The sequence below is a fragment of the Citrobacter sp. RHBSTW-00859 genome (assembly GCF_013729795.1).
GTDB classification, from domain to species: Bacteria; Pseudomonadota; Gammaproteobacteria; order Enterobacterales; family Enterobacteriaceae; genus Citrobacter; species Citrobacter braakii.
Genome location: NZ_CP056284.1, coordinates 1,117,658 through 1,132,262, shown reverse-complemented (window position 1 = coordinate 1,132,262; position 14,605 = coordinate 1,117,658). Strand labels below are relative to the sequence as shown.

16 protein-coding genes are annotated in these 14,605 nt (G+C 55.7%); 6 read left to right on the top strand and 10 right to left on the bottom strand.

Annotated features, from left to right (window positions below; translation table 11 throughout):
* Positions 1 to 36: 36 nt before the first annotated feature.
* The 9 genes from hycI to hycA all read right to left on the bottom strand — a co-directional run bounded on the left by hycI (position 37) and on the right by hycA (position 7,914).
* Positions 37 to 507 carry a hydrogenase maturation peptidase HycI gene (gene hycI / locus HV302_RS05625; RefSeq protein ID WP_016154183.1) on the bottom strand — a complete coding sequence of 157 codons (471 nt, stop codon included), beginning with the start codon at positions 505 to 507 and terminating at the stop codon, positions 37 to 39.
* The gene (locus HV302_RS05620; RefSeq protein ID WP_003037385.1) at positions 500 to 910 is read right to left on the bottom strand and encodes a formate hydrogenlyase maturation HycH family protein; all 411 of its coding nucleotides are present in this window, start codon (positions 908 to 910) and stop codon (positions 500 to 502) included. Before HV302_RS05620 ends, hycI begins: the two co-directional genes overlap by 8 nt.
* The gene (gene hycG, locus HV302_RS05615; RefSeq protein ID WP_003037388.1) at positions 907 to 1,674 is read right to left on the bottom strand and encodes a formate hydrogenlyase subunit HycG; all 768 of its coding nucleotides are present in this window, start codon (positions 1,672 to 1,674) and stop codon (positions 907 to 909) included. Before hycG ends, HV302_RS05620 begins: the two co-directional genes overlap by 4 nt.
* Entirely contained in the window at positions 1,674 to 2,216 is a 543-nt protein-coding gene (gene hycF, locus HV302_RS05610) for a formate hydrogenlyase subunit HycF (protein ID WP_016154185.1), read from the bottom strand. Before hycF ends, hycG begins: the two co-directional genes overlap by 1 nt.
* 9 nt (positions 2,217 to 2,225) lie before the next feature.
* Complete coding sequence (gene hycE / locus HV302_RS05605) at positions 2,226 to 3,935, bottom strand: formate hydrogenlyase subunit HycE (RefSeq protein WP_016154186.1); 1,710 nt, start codon at positions 3,933 to 3,935, stop codon at positions 2,226 to 2,228.
* 17 nt (positions 3,936 to 3,952) lie between these two features.
* A complete protein-coding gene (locus tag HV302_RS05600) occupies positions 3,953 to 4,876 on the bottom strand; it encodes a respiratory chain complex I subunit 1 family protein (protein WP_046274832.1) in 924 nt (307 codons plus the stop codon).
* A 2-nt stretch (positions 4,877 to 4,878) separates the two neighbouring features.
* The gene (gene hycC / locus HV302_RS05595; RefSeq protein WP_103284148.1) at positions 4,879 to 6,705 is read right to left on the bottom strand and encodes a formate hydrogenlyase subunit 3; all 1,827 of its coding nucleotides are present in this window, start codon (positions 6,703 to 6,705) and stop codon (positions 4,879 to 4,881) included.
* Positions 6,702 to 7,313 carry a formate hydrogenlyase subunit HycB gene (hycB, locus tag HV302_RS05590; protein ID WP_049040386.1) on the bottom strand — a complete coding sequence of 204 codons (612 nt, stop codon included), beginning with the start codon at positions 7,311 to 7,313 and terminating at the stop codon, positions 6,702 to 6,704. The genes hycC and hycB overlap by 4 nt, the downstream gene beginning before the upstream one ends.
* A gap of 142 nt (positions 7,314 to 7,455) precedes the next feature.
* The gene (gene hycA / locus HV302_RS05585) at positions 7,456 to 7,914 is read right to left on the bottom strand and encodes a formate hydrogenlyase regulator HycA (RefSeq protein ID WP_016154190.1); all 459 of its coding nucleotides are present in this window, start codon (positions 7,912 to 7,914) and stop codon (positions 7,456 to 7,458) included.
* Positions 7,915 to 8,112: 198 nt separating this feature from the next.
* Between hycA and hypA the strand changes: the two genes are divergently transcribed.
* The 6 genes from hypA to flhA all read left to right on the top strand — a co-directional run bounded on the left by hypA (position 8,113) and on the right by flhA (position 14,085).
* Positions 8,113 to 8,484, top strand: coding sequence for a hydrogenase maturation nickel metallochaperone HypA (hypA, locus tag HV302_RS05580; protein WP_019077546.1), 372 nt, complete (start codon positions 8,113 to 8,115; stop codon positions 8,482 to 8,484).
* A 52-nt stretch (positions 8,485 to 8,536) separates the two neighbouring features.
* Positions 8,537 to 9,409, top strand: a complete 873-nt coding sequence (gene hypB / locus HV302_RS05575; protein WP_016154192.1) for a hydrogenase nickel incorporation protein HypB — start codon at positions 8,537 to 8,539, stop codon at positions 9,407 to 9,409.
* Positions 9,400 to 9,672: a hydrogenase 3 maturation protein HypC gene (gene hypC / locus HV302_RS05570; RefSeq protein WP_003037411.1), complete on the top strand. Its 273-nt coding sequence runs from the start codon at positions 9,400 to 9,402 to the stop codon at positions 9,670 to 9,672. Before hypB ends, hypC begins: the two co-directional genes overlap by 10 nt.
* Positions 9,672 to 10,793: a hydrogenase formation protein HypD gene (hypD, locus tag HV302_RS05565; RefSeq protein WP_019077547.1), complete on the top strand. Its 1,122-nt coding sequence runs from the start codon at positions 9,672 to 9,674 to the stop codon at positions 10,791 to 10,793. The genes hypC and hypD overlap by 1 nt, the downstream gene beginning before the upstream one ends.
* A complete protein-coding gene (gene hypE, locus HV302_RS05560) occupies positions 10,790 to 11,800 on the top strand; it encodes a hydrogenase maturation carbamoyl dehydratase HypE (protein WP_016157324.1) in 1,011 nt (336 codons plus the stop codon). Before hypD ends, hypE begins: the two co-directional genes overlap by 4 nt.
* Before the next feature lie 206 nt (positions 11,801 to 12,006).
* The gene (gene flhA, locus HV302_RS05555) at positions 12,007 to 14,085 is read left to right on the top strand and encodes a formate hydrogenlyase transcriptional activator FlhA (protein WP_047357866.1); all 2,079 of its coding nucleotides are present in this window, start codon (positions 12,007 to 12,009) and stop codon (positions 14,083 to 14,085) included.
* A gap of 106 nt (positions 14,086 to 14,191) precedes the next feature.
* Here the strand turns inward: flhA and HV302_RS05550 are convergent, their stop codons facing one another.
* On the bottom strand, positions 14,192 to 14,536 hold the full coding sequence (locus HV302_RS05550; protein ID WP_003825888.1) for a nitrous oxide-stimulated promoter family protein: 345 nt from the start codon (positions 14,534 to 14,536) through the stop codon (positions 14,192 to 14,194).
* Positions 14,537 to 14,605 lie beyond the last annotated feature (69 nt).

Below are 14,605 nucleotides of genomic sequence, written 5' to 3'. Positions count from 1 at the left end.
ATGCGACACACCATCCGGTATTCAGTGCCCTCAGGCTCAGGCTTCCGGTGCCTCTAATTCAGCGAACCCACCGTGTCCTTCCCACCCGGCTAATCGCTGATAGACGGTATCTACCGCATCTTTGATCGGCTGTGTCATCGGGTAGTAAAAACCGACAATATCCGGCTGAATGCCAAGGAAAATCACCTCGCCAACGTCGTCTTTCAGCTGATCGACCAAATAGTTCAGCGGCATGTTGTGGGTGGTCATCATGAACATCTCGGCAATATCATCAGGATCGATAATGCGGATTTCACCAGGGTTTAGCCCCATGTCGGTGGCATCCACAATCAACAGACGCTGCGGACGCAACTCACGGATGGCGACGATGTCGTTTTCCGGCGCGCTACCGCCGTCGATGACAACCCATTGTCCTTGAGGATTTGCAGCACACATTTCGGCCAACAGCGGCCCCGCGCCGTCATCGCCCATCATGCTGTTACCCACACATAATAAAACGTCAGTCACGATGTCTCCTCACCATCAGATAGATGGCGCTTTCCTGGTGGATATCGTGAAGCATGCTAAGCATCAGCTTGCTCCACTCCTGCTGCTGCGGGGTCTGCACGGCACGCGCATCATCGAACGCGCGCGCCAGCATTTGCACATGGTTGAAATCGATGACGATCTCGCCGTACTTCGGCACGCCCTCCATTTTCCGGCGGGCTTCACTGCCTTCGGCAAGCGTGGCAATCCACGCCAGATATTCATCCCACGGACAGGTTAACGCCGCTTCCAGGCAATCGATGATCCCAAGGTGGTGACCAATCGCCAGGCTGTAATAGACAACCTGCTGCGCCTCAGCGGGCGTTGCATCGTTCTCATCAATAAACTTACGGCTCAGTTGACTGAACACCACCGTTTCACTCATCGGATACGCGCCTCTTCGACAACATGATTAAGATGCGTGACGATCTCGGTCAGACGCGGATCGTTTTCCGCTTCCAGCCAGCGCGCCACCTGATGCTCGCCCTGCCCTAACTGTGTCATATAGTCATCAGCAATCTGGCGACCGTAGCGGTAGCCCGCCAGACGGCGTGCTTCACGATCCACCTTCACGCGCAGCGGCTGAACCATGTCCGGATGCAGAATTTCAGCCGGTTGTTCGTCCAGTTCACCTGGCGCACGCGCGTGAATTTTTTGTTCCAGCAGACCCAGCGCCATTGCAAAACCGTACAGCGTAGCCGCAGGCGTTGGCGGACAGCCAGGAATATACACATCCACCGGTACGATTTTATCCGTGCCGCCCCATACGCAGTATAAGTCGTGGAAGATACCGCCGCTGTTACCGCAGGCACCGTAAGAGATACAAATTTTCGGATCTGGCGCAGACTGCCAGGCGCGCAGCGCCGGAGAGCGCATGGCACGCGTTACCGCGCCGGTAAACAGCAGGATATCCGCATGGCGCGGTGATGGTACAACTTTGATACCAAAACGTTCGGCATCAAACAGCGGAGAAAGCGTAGCGAAGATTTCGATTTCACAGCCGTTGCAGCCGCCGCAGTCCACACGGTAAACGTACGCTGAACGCTTGATGCTTTTAAGCAGCGACGCTTTCATGCTGGCAATGGATTCATCCACCGTCATCGGTACCGGAATACCGTTGGCGTCACGTGGGCCTAATAAATTGCTCATCAGCTGGCCTCTTTCATATGGCGAGTCAGTTCAATACGGTCAGACGGCACCAGGCATTTCTGGCGCTTACAATCCGGGCAGGTCTCAAAGCTTTCACGGTGGTTTTCCGCACGGCTGTCGCCGTTGTGCTTAAGTAGCGCAATGGCGTAATCGATCTCTTTTTGTACCGCAAACGGGCGGTTACATACGCGACAATTACACAGCGCAAAGCGGGACTGCTGCAGGAAATCCTCTTTCTTCCACACTGCCAGTTCATACTCCTGCGACAGCTTGATTGCCGCCGTTGGGCAGACTTCTTCGCAGCGGGCGCAGAAGATGCAACGGCCGAGGTTGAACTGCCACGCCAGCTCATGGGTGACCAGATCGGTTTCTACCGTCAGCGCGTTCGACGGGCACGCATTCACACAGGCCGCACAGCCAATGCACTGCTGCGGATTGTGTTCCGGTTTGCCACGGAAGTTTTTATCGACCGCAATCGGCTCCAGCGGATACGACGATGTCGGCGCCCCGGTTTTGATGACTTTTTTGATAAAGGTAAACATGGCGATTCCTTATTTCAGCGGCGAGTTTTTACGCTCGATGCTGTAGCGCTCAAGTTCTTTGTACGGCACGACTTTGCTCTTCTTCTTACGCACATCGACCACAGTCATACGGTCGGTACAGGAATAGCAAGGATCGAGGCTACCGATAATCAGCGGGGCATCGGAAACGGTGTTGCCACGCAGCATGTAGCGCAGCGTCGGCCAGTTGGCGTAAGTCGCCGCGCGACAGCGCCAGCGATACAGTTTCTGGTTGTCGCCAGTCATACTCCAGTGGATGTCATCCCCGCGCGGCGCTTCAGCAAAGCCCAACGCAAAGCGGTGTGGAATGTAGGTGAAACCTTCCACAGCCAGCGGGCCGCCTGGCAGGTTGTCCAGACCAAAGTCGATCATATTCAGTGCGGTGTAGACTTCATTGATACGGACTTTCAGACGAGAAATAACGTCGCAACCCTGCTCACTGTGAACTTCCATCGGCAGCAGGCCATAGCCCACAAACGGGTGATCGGCGCGGGTGTCACGCGCATGGCCGCTGGCGCGTACCATCGGGCCGACGTTACTGAAGTCACGGGCAATCTCCGGATCCAGACGGCCAATACCTACGGTACGCTGTTCCATGTTCGGCGTGCTGAGCAGCATATCGACCAGTTCCTGCACGTCACGACGCATCTGCTGCGCCAGTTGACGGGTCTGGATCATATCCTCTTTCAGCAGATCACGACGAATACCGCCGATCAGGTTCAGACCGTAAGTTTTACGTGCCCCGGTGAGGATCTCCGCCATCTTCATGGAGGTTTCACGCACGCGGAAGAACTGCATAAAGCCGGAGTCAAAACCGGTAAAGTGACAGGCCAGGCCGAGGTTCAGCAGGTGCGAGTGCAGGCGTTCAACTTCCAGCAGAATGGCGCGGATCATCTGCGCACGTTCCGGCACGACGATGCCCATCGCGTTCTCGACGGAGGTGGTATAGGCGGTGCTGTGCGCAAAGCCGCAAATGCCGCACACGCGGTCGGACAAGAAGGTCACTTCGTTGTAACCCATGCGGGTTTCCGCCAGCTTCTCCATGCCGCGGTGGACATAGAACAGACGGTAGTCGGCGTCGATGATGTTCTCGCCGTCAACAAACAGACGGAAGTGACCGGGTTCATCAGAGGTGACGTGCAATGGGCCAATCGGCACCACGTTGTTTTTCTTGTCGCCCAGTTCGTTGATGAACTCGTAGGTTTCAGCATCGGTAGTCGGCGCGGGGCGCTGGCGATAATCCATGCTGTCTTTACGCAGCGGGTAGAGTTCGTCCGGCCAGTCATCCGGCAGTACCAGACGACGCTCATCGGGCAAACCAACCGGGATCAAACCGTACATATCGCGCACTTCGCGCTCGCCCCAGACCGCAGCAGGCACGCGCGGCGTGACGGACGGGAACTCCAGCTTATTAGCATCGACTTCAACGCGCACGGTAATCCAGCACTTGGTACCCTGCTCCATCGACAGCACGTAGTACACAGCATAATGACCGCACAGCTGACGTTCGTCGTTACCAAACAGCACGGACAACCAGCCCCCCTGTTTGTAGTACAGGAACTCCACCACTTCCGGCAGGTAGTTCACCTTGACGGTGATCGTCAGCTGATCTTTGGTCTGCCAGGCTTCATCCAGCACGACGCCCGGGAAGGCCTGGTGCAGCGCCGCGAGATATTGTTGACCTAATTTTTCTTCAGACATGCTCAAACTCTCTTAAATCACGCCACCAGCAAGGAGACGAACGCTAAAAACGCAAACCCAAAACCGGCCCAGGTCACGCGTGAAGTGGCGCAAAAACGCAGACGCGCCATGCTGTTTTCGAACAGGGCGATGACCAGCACGCCGAGAACCAGTTTGACGACGGCAATCACCAGCGCCAGCAGCAGCCCACCCGAGGTGAAGGTTTCCATCTGTCCCCACGGCAGGAACACGCCAACGAACATTTGCAGAACGACCAGTTGCTTAAGGCTAATGCCCCATTTCAGCACCGCAAAACCGCTGCCGCTGTATTCGGTCAATGGACCTTCCTGCAGCTCCTGCTCTGCCTCTGCCAGATCGAACGGCAGTTTGCCCATTTCGATAAAGGTGGCGAAAGCACAGGCGCACAGCGCCAGAATCAACGGAATGCTGCGTGCAGCAGGCCAGTGATAAATGGTATCGGCGATATTGCTGATATGCGTTGAGCCAGCAACCTGCGCCGCTACCCACAGACCCAGCAGCAGGATAGGTTCAACCAGCACGCCGAGCATCGCTTCGCGGCTGGCGCCAATAGCGGTAAACGGGCTACCGGTATCCAGGCCCGCGATAGAGAAGAAGAAGCGGGCGATGGCGAACAGGTAAATTAAGGTGATCAGATCGCCCAGTTGCGGCAGCGGTGAGCCAACGGTCACTACCGGCAACGCGGTGGCGATAGTCAGCATCACACCCACCATCACAAACGGCGTCAGGCGGAAAACCCAACTGGAGTCCGCAGGCGCAATGCTCTGACGGCCCAGCAGTTTGATAATGTCGCGGTATTCCTGCAAAACGCCCGGACCGCGGCGATTGTGCAAACGCGCACGTGCCACGCGGGTAATACCGGACAGCAGCGGCGCAACGGCAAACAGCACCAGCGCCTGAATTAACGGATATAAAACACTCATTCTCAGGCTCCTCGTGAAACCACAATCACCACCAGTACCGCCAGCTCAATCAGCGCCAGGCGACGGAACAGCACCGGTGCAGCCGCATTCTGCCAGCCCGGAACCAGTGATACCGGATTCAGCCATTTGCGCAGTTTGAGTACCGGTGCAAAGGCTTCTTTCACCGGCATGGCAAAACCGTGTGCGGTAATGACCATTGACTGCTCGTGATCGTAACCACACACCCATGCCGCACCGCGTGAACGCGATGGCAGACGGTTGCCTTTGAAAATCGCCATGATGATGAACGGCAGCAGCGGACATGCGATCAGCAGCAGCGTGATCATTGGCTGAGAAACGGTGGTGTTCGCGGTTTCCAGCGGCAGCGGAACGGCAGCGGAGATCATCGGCAGCAGCCACGGCGCAGCAACGCCCCCAATCACGCAGCAGATAGCCAACGCGACTACGCTAACGCCCATCAGGATTGGCGCGCAGCAGGCATTTTCAGCTTCCTTCGTGCGCGGTGCGCCAAGGAACGTAACGCCATAGACTTTCGCCATACACATCACCGCCAGCGCGCCGGTAATCGCCAGTCCTACCGCCAGCAACGGTCCTAACAGACGACCGACAAACGCGCCGCTGTTGCCAAGCTTAAAGAAGGACTGGTAGATAACCCACTCACCGGCAAAACCGTTCAGCGGCGGCAGTGCGGCCATCGCCATCAGGCCAACCAGCATCGCCAGAGAGATAACCGGCATACGTTTACCGATACCGCCCAGTTTTTCGATATCACGATGACCGGTACGGAACCAGATGCTGCCTGCGCCCAGGAACAGAACGCTTTTGAACAGGCTGTGGTTTACCAGGTGGTACAGACCGCCGGTCAAACCCAGCGCAATCAGCGCAGGTTGATTCAGGGAAATTCCGGTTACGCCAGCGCCCAGACCCAGCAGAATAATGCCGATGTTTTCCAGCGTGTGGTATGCCAGCAGACGCTGAATGTTGTGTTCCATCAGTGCATACAGACCGCCGACAAACGCGGTGATCATTCCCAGCACCAGCAGCGTAATGCCCCACCACAGCGGCGCGTTACCGCCCAGCAGCGACAGGGAGAGAATACCCAGCAGACCCACCTTCATGACGACGGTAGAGAACAGCGCCGCAGCCGGTGCGCTGGCGTTGGCGTGTGCCTGTGGCACCCATCCGTGCAGCGGAATAATCCCGGCCAGCAAGCCAAAACCCGCCACGCCCAGCAGCCAGATATCAGACCCGAGCGGCAGCTCCTGAGTGCGCAGGTCAAGCAGGCGCAGCTCCAGGGTGCCGTAGCGTTGCCACACCAGGTAGCAGGCAATAGCCAGCAGCAGCGTGCCGACACGGCCCAGCGCAAACCACAGTTTGCCCTCTTTGCTGCAGCCGGTGAGGAACACGGCACACAGCGCCATGATTTCCGCCATCACCACCAGCGTTCCGAGGTTGCTGGCAACCACCGCACATACCGCCGCGGCCATCAGCAGATTCACCAGCAGCCCGTTGGCTTTTACCTGCGGATGACGATGCCAGTCAATGTTGTACAGGCTGACAAACAGGCCGCACAGGCCCAGCGTAATCAGCCAGATAGCGTTCAACGGGGTAATTTGCACACTGTGACCAATAAATGGCATCACACCGCTTAAAGCCAGGGCATTAGTCAGTACGGTGAAACCCGCAGCCGCTGTACACAGGCTGCCAACCGCACCGCCAACCCCGGCAATCCAGCCGCTCAGCGGTTTATGAAATGAAAACAGAAATGCCAGAACCGCAGCCGCCGTAAACCAGGCTACGCCGCTGTTAATCAGTGAAATTGCGCTCATTTTGCATCCCCACTCTGAGCCTGCTGAAACAAGGTGAGATCGCCGAAGTCGGTATTGAAAGTCAGCTCACGCTTACGTTTGCTGGCGCGGGTAATATCCACGTTACTCACCAGGTGCAGGGCTTTGGTCGGGCACATGCGTACGCAGGCCGGACCAAGCTCGTCAAAACTACACAGATCGCATTTCACCGCGATGGCACGAATACCCGGAACCCAGTCCAGCAACGTGCTTACGCGGGCAGGCGCTGGCGGAGCCGGAGGCGCTTTTGGTGTATTGGCGTTTGCCGGGATATGCAGCGGACGGCTACCGGAAAACTCAATCGCGCCAAACGGACAGGCGATCCCGCACAGTTTGCAGCTTACACACAGGCTTTCATTCAGCTGCACGGCACCATCAACGCGATTAATCGCATTAACCGGACAAACGGTGGCGCAAGGCGCATCTTCGCAATGGTGGCAAAGCTGCGGGGCGGATTCTTTTTCATTTAACATCACTTTCAGGCGCGGCATTGACTGCAGGCCATGCTGGCGATGTGTCTCTGAGCAGGCGGCTTCACAGGTGTGGCAGCCGATGCAAAGAGTGGAGTCAGCAATTACAAAACGATTCACCAGGCATTCCTCAGGTGATAGTCATTTTTGACGAAAACATGTCTGGAAAATGTCATTTCGACATTTTTCGACATGCCCATTCCCTAAACGTCGTGACGCAGTATGAAAGCGCATCATGACAAAAGTGGGCAGCACCCAAGGCTTAAGCCGGGCTATGTCCCTCAATCAGCTGGCTTAAATTCACCGGCATATTGTTTTCAACCGCGGTATAGAGGCTGTCGTAGACGGTGGCGATTTTTTCGAGATAGTGCTCCAGCACCTGCTCGCGATCGCGGTTGCTGATACGCTCATCAACCTTACCGTCGATGGTCAACTCAGCCTGTGCAATCAGTTGCTTATCATCACCGTCTTTCGTTTCAACGTAGTACTCGATGGTGTGGCTGTTAAAGCCGTCCGCCAGCGTGACGTAGATAGTGAAGTGTTCAAAAAGGACGAAGCAGAGATCCTTGTCCGGTGCGCAGCTCATTGCATGGTGCAAACGCGCTTTTGACAGGGTGATCCCCTGAACCAGCGAGTTGCAGTAAATACGCCACTGGTCCTGTAGGCGACGATGCCGTTCAGCGATGTAATCGGCTTTTTCGCTTATTTCCCAAATAGTCATGTCAGGTTACCCGTTTAGCAGAGATGAACAGCTTTAAGCACATTTCATGCCAAAATTAAAAACCTTTATTTTCATATAGATAAAAAATCAAAGAGCGGTGACGACATGTCATTTCGTCATCGTCGTCATTGTCACGATAGAAAAAATTCAATCTGGCATGTTTATTGCTTTTAATACGGCAACTTCATAGGAGGCGGTATGCACGAAATAACCCTCTGCCAACGGGCACTGGAATTGATTGAACAACAGGCCACGCAATACGGTGCTCAACGAGTAACTGGGGTCTGGCTCAAAATTGGCGCATTTTCTTGCGTAGAAACCAGCGCTCTCGCCTTTTGTTTTGATCTGGTATGCCGCGGGACCCTTGCAGAAGGTTGTAAACTCCACCTCGAAGAACAAGAAGCCGAATGTTGGTGCGAATCTTGTCAGCAATACGTCACCTTACTGACGCAACGCGTGCGCAGATGTCCGCAATGCAACAGCGATATGCTGAGAATTGTGGCCGATGACGGCTTACAGATTCGACGTATTGAAATAGATGAAACTCCAGCGTCGGATGCCGACGCCTAAGCGTCATCATCCGGCAACTGAAGTATCGCAAGTAATAAATCAGGAGTGAGCGATGTGTACGACATGTGGTTGCGCTGAAGGCAACCTTTATATAGAGGGTGATGAGCATAATCCCCACTCGGCGTTTCGCAGCGCGCCATTTGCCCCAGCGGCTCGTCCGGCGCTGAATATTACCGGGGTGAAGACCTCCAGTTTCACACCGAGCCAGACCGAAGAAGGCGATTTGCATTACGGTCACGGTGAAGCAGGCACCCACGCACCAGGCATGAGTCAGCGCCGGATGCTGGAAGTGGAAATTGACGTGCTGGATAAAAACAACCGTCTGGCCGAGCGCAACCGCGCCCGCTTTGCTGCCCGTCAACATCTGGTATTAAACCTTGTCTCAAGCCCAGGCTCCGGTAAAACCACGCTGCTGACCGAAACGCTGATGAAGCTCAAAGACAGCGTGCCTTGCGCCGTCATTGAAGGCGACCAGCAGACGGTTAACGATGCCGCCCGTATTCGCGCCACAGGTACGCCCGCCATCCAGGTCAACACCGGTAAAGGTTGCCACCTTGACGCACAAATGATTGCTGACGCCGCGCCACGTTTGCCGCTTGAAGACAACGGCATCCTGTTCATTGAAAACGTCGGGAACCTGGTTTGCCCGGCCAGCTTCGACCTCGGAGAACGCCATAAAGTGGCGGTGCTTTCCGTCACCGAAGGCGAAGACAAGCCGCTGAAATACCCGCATATGTTTGCCGCCGCGTCGCTGATGCTGCTCAACAAAGTAGACCTACTGCCGTACCTCAATTTTGACGTAGAAAAGTGCATCGCCAGCGCCCGGGAAGTGAACCCGGAAATTGAGATTATCCTGATTTCCGCCACCAGTGGCGAAGGCATGGACCAATGGCTCTCCTGGCTGGAGACGCAGCGATGTGCATAGGTGTTCCGGGTCAAATCCGCACCATTGATGGCAACCAGGCCAAAGTCGACGTTTGCGGTATTCAGCGCGACGTCGACCTGACGCTGGTCGGAAGCTGCGATGAACACGGTCAACCCCGTCTGGGCCAGTGGGTACTGGTCCACGTCGGCTTTGCCATGAGCATCATTAATGAAGCTGAAGCGCGCGACACGCTCGACGCGCTGCAAAACATGTTTGACGTTGAGCCGGATGTCGGCGCGTTGTTGTATGGCGAGGAAAAATAATGCGTTTTGTTGACGAATACCGCGCACCAGAACAGGTGATGCAGTTGATAGAGCACCTGTGTGAACGTGCCGCACACCTCCCCTACACTGCTGAACGCCCGCTGCGCATCATGGAAGTGTGTGGTGGTCATACCCACGCTATCTTCAAGTTCGGTCTCGACCAATTGCTGCCTGACAACGTCGAGTTTATTCATGGCCCGGGCTGCCCGGTTTGCGTTCTGCCGATGGGCAGAATCGACAGCTGTGTGGAAATCGCCAGCCATCCGGAAGTGATTTTTTGCACCTTTGGCGATGCGATGCGCGTTCCGGGTAAACAAGGTTCTTTGCTACAAGCCAAAGCGCGCGGCGCGGATATCCGCATCGTCTATTCACCGATGGATGCGCTGAAGCTGGCGCAGGAAAACCCAACGCGTAAGGTTGTGTTCTTTGGCCTGGGTTTTGAAACCACAATGCCAACCACCGCCATCACCCTTCAGCAGGCAAAACAGCGTGACGTGCAGAACTTTTACTTTTTCTGCCAGCACATCACGCTTATCCCTACGCTGCGCAGCCTGCTGGAACAGCCGGACAACGGCATCGACGCCTTCTTAGCGCCGGGCCATGTCAGCATGGTGATTGGCACCGATGCCTATAATTTCATTGCTTCAGATTTCCATCGTCCGTTGGTGGTCGCCGGTTTCGAACCGCTCGATCTGCTGCAGGGCGTGGTGATGTTGATTGAACAGAAGATTGCCGCGCATAGCCAGGTTGAAAACCAGTATCGCCGCGTGGTGCCGGACGCCGGTAACCTGCTAGCGCAACAGGCCATCGCCGAAGTGTTCTGCGTCAATGGCGATAGCGAATGGCGAGGTCTGGGCGTCATTGAATCCTCTGGCGTTCACCTGACGCCAGACTATCAGCGCTTTGATGCCGAAGCGCATTTCCAGCCAGCGCCGCAGCAGGTGTATGACGATCCGCGCGCGCGTTGCGGCGAGGTATTGACCGGCAGATGCAAACCGCATCAGTGCCCGCTATTTGGCAAAACCTGTAACCCGGAGACCGCGTTTGGCGCCCTGATGGTCTCCTCAGAAGGCGCATGTGCCGCCTGGTATCAGTATCGTCAGCAGGAGTGTGAAGCATGAACAGCGTACAACTCGCCCACGGTAGCGGCGGTCAGGCTATGCAGCAGTTGATCAACAGTCTGTTTATGGAGGCTTTTGCTAATCCGTGGCTGGCGGAACAAGAAGATCAGGCCCGTCTGGACCTGGCACAACTGGTTGCAGAAGGCGATCGTCTGGCGTTTTCAACCGACAGCTATGTTATCGATCCGTTGTTCTTCCCGGGTGGCAATATCGGCAAGCTGGCCATCTGCGGTACGGCTAACGACGTGGCGGTCAGCGGCGCGATCCCTCGCTACCTCTCCTGCGGTTTTATCCTCGAAGAGGGTTTGCCGATGGAGACGTTGAAAACCGTCGTCAACAGTATGGCGGCGACCGCGCGTGAAGCAGGCATCGCCATCGTGACCGGCGATACCAAAGTCGTGCAGCGCGGCGCTGCAGACAAGCTGTTCATCAACACGGCCGGAATGGGGGCGATCCCCGCCAACATTCACTGGGGCGCACAGACCCTCGGCCCAGGCGATGTGCTGCTGGTCAGCGGTACGCTTGGCGATCACGGCGCAACTATCCTTAACCTGCGCGAACAGCTGGGTCTTGATGGCGAACTGGTCAGCGACTGCGCGGTATTGACACCGCTTATCCAGACGCTGCGTGATATTCCCGGCGTGAAGGCGCTGCGTGACGCGACCCGTGGCGGCGTGAATGCGGTAACGCATGAGTTTGCCGCCTCATGCGGGTTTGGTATTGAGCTGTCTGAAGCGGCCCTGCCCGTGAAGCCCGCGGTGCGTGGCGTTTGCGAACTGCTGGGTCTGGATGCGCTTAACTTTGCTAACGAAGGCAAGCTGGTGATTGCCGTTGAGCGTCAGGCTGCTGAAACGGTGCTTGCCGCGCTGCGCGCACATCCGTTAGGACGCGATGCCGCAATGATTGGTGAAGTGGTAGAACGCAAAGGTGTGCGTCTTGCCGGACTCTACGGCGTGAAACGCACTCTCGATTTACCACACGCCGAACCATTACCTCGTATATGCTAACAGCCGGTTGGCAGCAAGCTGTAGGCCGGGTAAGACGCATTTGCGTCGACATCCGGCCTTAACGCTGCATTATCACCTGATGGCGTTTTGCCGATCGGGTCTACGGTTCGAGTAGCTGGACCAGTCCGGCAATAATTTACGACTTATACCTATAATTCATTTACCGTTTTCGCACCGTTCTGCGGTGCTTTTCCTGGAAAAGCAATATGTCGTATACACCGATGAGTGACCTCGGACAGCAAGGCCTGTTCGATATTACTCGTACATTATTACAGCAGCCCGACCTGCCGTCTCTCAGCGAGGCGCTTTCGCAACTGGTCAAGCGTTCAGCGCTGGCCGACTGCGCGGCTATTGTCTTATGGCAGGCACAAACGCAGCGTGCGCGTTATTTTGCGACGCGTGAAAATGGTAACCCCATCGATTATGAAGACGAAACGGTGCTGGCGCATGGCCCGGTACGCCGTATTTTGTCTCGCCCCGATGCGCTGCACTGCAACTATCACGAGTTTAGCGAAACCTGGCCACAGCTGGCCTCTGGCGGACTGTATTCTAAATTTGGTCACTATTGCCTGCTACCGCTGGCAGCAGATGGGCGAATCTTTGGCGGTTGCGAATTTATCCGTAACGAAGACCAACCGTGGAGTGAAAAAGAGTACAACCGGCTGCAGACCTTCACCCAAATAGTCGGCGTCGTTGCTGAACAAATTCAAAGCCGGGTCAGCAACAATGTCGATTACGATCTCCTGTGCCGTGAGCGTGATAACTTTCGCATCCTGGTCGCCATCACCAATGCTGTGCTCTCACGCCTGGATATTGATGAGCTGGTCAGCGAAGTCGCCAAAGAGATCCATCACTACTTCGACATTGATGCCATCAGCATCGTGTTACGCAGCGATCGCAAAAACAAGCTCAGCATTTATTCCACTCACTATCTGGATGAACATCATCCGGCACACGAACAAAGTGAAGTGGACGAAGCCGGCACGCTCTCTGAACGGGTCTTCAAAAGCAAAGAGATGCTGCTGATTAACCTGAGCGAACGCGATACCCTGGCCCCTTACGAAAGAATGTTGTTCGAAACCTGGGGCAACCAGCTACAGACTCTGTGCCTGCTGCCGCTGATGTCCGGCAATAATATGCTCGGCGTACTTAAGCTGGCGCAATGCGAAGAGAAAGTATTCACCACCGCCAATCTCAAACTGCTGCGCCAAATCGCAGAACGCGTGGCGATCGCCGTGGATAACGCCCTCGCCTACCAGGAGATCCACCGCCTGAAGGAGCGGCTGGTCGATGAAAACCTGGCGCTGACTGAACAACTCAACAACGTGGAGAGTGAGTTCGGAGAAATCATTGGCCGCAGCGAAGCGATGTACAGCGTACTCAAACAGGTCGAAATGGTGGCGCAAAGCGACAGCACTGTCCTGATTCTTGGTGAAACCGGGACGGGTAAGGAGCTGATTGCACGAGCAATTCACAACCTGAGCGGACGTAACGCCCGTCGGATGGTGAAAATGAACTGCGCGGCAATGCCTGCCGGATTGCTGGAAAGCGATCTGTTTGGCCATGAGCGTGGCGCATTTACCGGGGCCAGCACGCAGCGGATTGGACGCTTTGAACTGGCGGACAAAAGTTCGTTATTTCTCGATGAAGTTGGCGACATGCCGCTGGAGCTTCAGCCCAAGCTGCTGCGCGTTCTGCAGGAGCAGGAGTTTGAACGTCTGGGCAGCAATAAACTGATCCAGACCGACGTTCGCTTGATCGCTGCCACTAACCGCGATCTGAAAAAGATGGTCGCCGATCGCGAGTTTCGTAACGATCTCTACTATCGACTGAACGTCTTCCCGATCCATCTGCCACCGCTGCGCGAGCGCCCGGAAGATATTCCGCTGCTGGTGAAAGCCTTCACCTTCAAAATTGCCCGCCGGATGGGGCGCAATATCGACAGCATTCCCGCCGAAGCCCTGCGTACGCTGAGCAACATGGAATGGCCGGGTAACGTGCGCGAGCTGGAAAACGTCGTAGAACGCGCGGTTCTGCTCACCCGGGGCAACGTGCTGCAACTGTCCTTGCCGGATGTAATCGCTATGGCGCCGTCTACGCCGCCGGTGGCGACCGAAGTCGCGCAGGATGGCGAAGATGAATACCAGCTGATAATGCGCGTTCTGAAAGAAACCAATGGCGTTGTCGCCGGTCCTAAAGGCGCGGCACAAAGACTGGGGTTGAAACGCACAACGTTACTCTCGCGCATGAAGCGCCTGGGCATTGATAAGGACGCACTGGTTTAACGGATTATTGCCCGATAGCGCTACGCTTATCGGGCCTACGCCACTGGTGCGTTTGTCTTTGTCGGCCGGATAAGGCGCAGCCGCCATCCGGCATAGAATTGCTAAATCACTTCTTCCGCTGGTATTTCTCGGGTAACTCCGGCACCGGACGTTTGTCATCAATCAGATGACGCACGGTCAGGATCGGATGACGCCAGAGCATTCTGGGTCCAGCCCAACGCATAATTTGCTTCATCTCTTCGCGTTTAGCGGGCTGGTAACAGTGCACCGGACACTGTTTGCAGGCCGGTTTTTCCTCACCAAATACGCATTTATCCAGGCGCTTTTGCGCATAGGCAAACAACGCATCGTAATGCCCCGGTTCATCTGAAGCCTGCGGACACTGGCTCTCATACAGCGAGATCATTCTCTGGATCGTCATTTTCTCACGTGCAATACGTTTGCCGGACATGATGCCTCCATAATTAAGTTGCATAAATAATACACCTTAACTAAGCGCAGGACTATTACCTGGCGGTGA

Bases quoted from the DNA above. Each gene is read 5' to 3' on its own strand.
- HV302_RS05620 (WP_003037385.1), bottom strand. From the start codon at position 910: ATGAGTGAAACGGTGGTGTTCAGTCAACTGAGCCGTAAGTTTATTGAT.
- hycG (WP_003037388.1), bottom strand. From the start codon at position 1,674: ATGAGCAATTTATTAGGCCCACGTGACGCCAACGGTATTCCGGTACCG.
- hycF (WP_016154185.1), bottom strand. From the start codon at position 2,216: ATGTTTACCTTTATCAAAAAAGTCATCAAAACCGGGGCGCCGACATCG.
- hycE (WP_016154186.1), bottom strand. From the start codon at position 3,935: ATGTCTGAAGAAAAATTAGGTCAACAATATCTCGCGGCGCTGCACCAG.
- HV302_RS05600 (WP_046274832.1), bottom strand. From the start codon at position 4,876: ATGAGTGTTTTATATCCGTTAATTCAGGCGCTGGTGCTGTTTGCCGTT.
- hycC (WP_103284148.1), bottom strand. From the start codon at position 6,705: ATGAGCGCAATTTCACTGATTAACAGCGGCGTAGCCTGGTTTACGGCG.
- hycA (WP_016154190.1), bottom strand. From the start codon at position 7,914: ATGACTATTTGGGAAATAAGCGAAAAAGCCGATTACATCGCTGAACGG.
- hypA (WP_019077546.1), top strand. From the start codon at position 8,113: ATGCACGAAATAACCCTCTGCCAACGGGCACTGGAATTGATTGAACAA.
- hypB (WP_016154192.1), top strand. From the start codon at position 8,537: ATGTGTACGACATGTGGTTGCGCTGAAGGCAACCTTTATATAGAGGGT.
- hypC (WP_003037411.1), top strand. From the start codon at position 9,400: ATGTGCATAGGTGTTCCGGGTCAAATCCGCACCATTGATGGCAACCAG.
- hypD (WP_019077547.1), top strand. From the start codon at position 9,672: ATGCGTTTTGTTGACGAATACCGCGCACCAGAACAGGTGATGCAGTTG.
- hypE (WP_016157324.1), top strand. From the start codon at position 10,790: ATGAACAGCGTACAACTCGCCCACGGTAGCGGCGGTCAGGCTATGCAG.
- flhA (WP_047357866.1), top strand. From the start codon at position 12,007: ATGTCGTATACACCGATGAGTGACCTCGGACAGCAAGGCCTGTTCGAT.
- HV302_RS05550 (WP_003825888.1), bottom strand. From the start codon at position 14,536: ATGTCCGGCAAACGTATTGCACGTGAGAAAATGACGATCCAGAGAATG.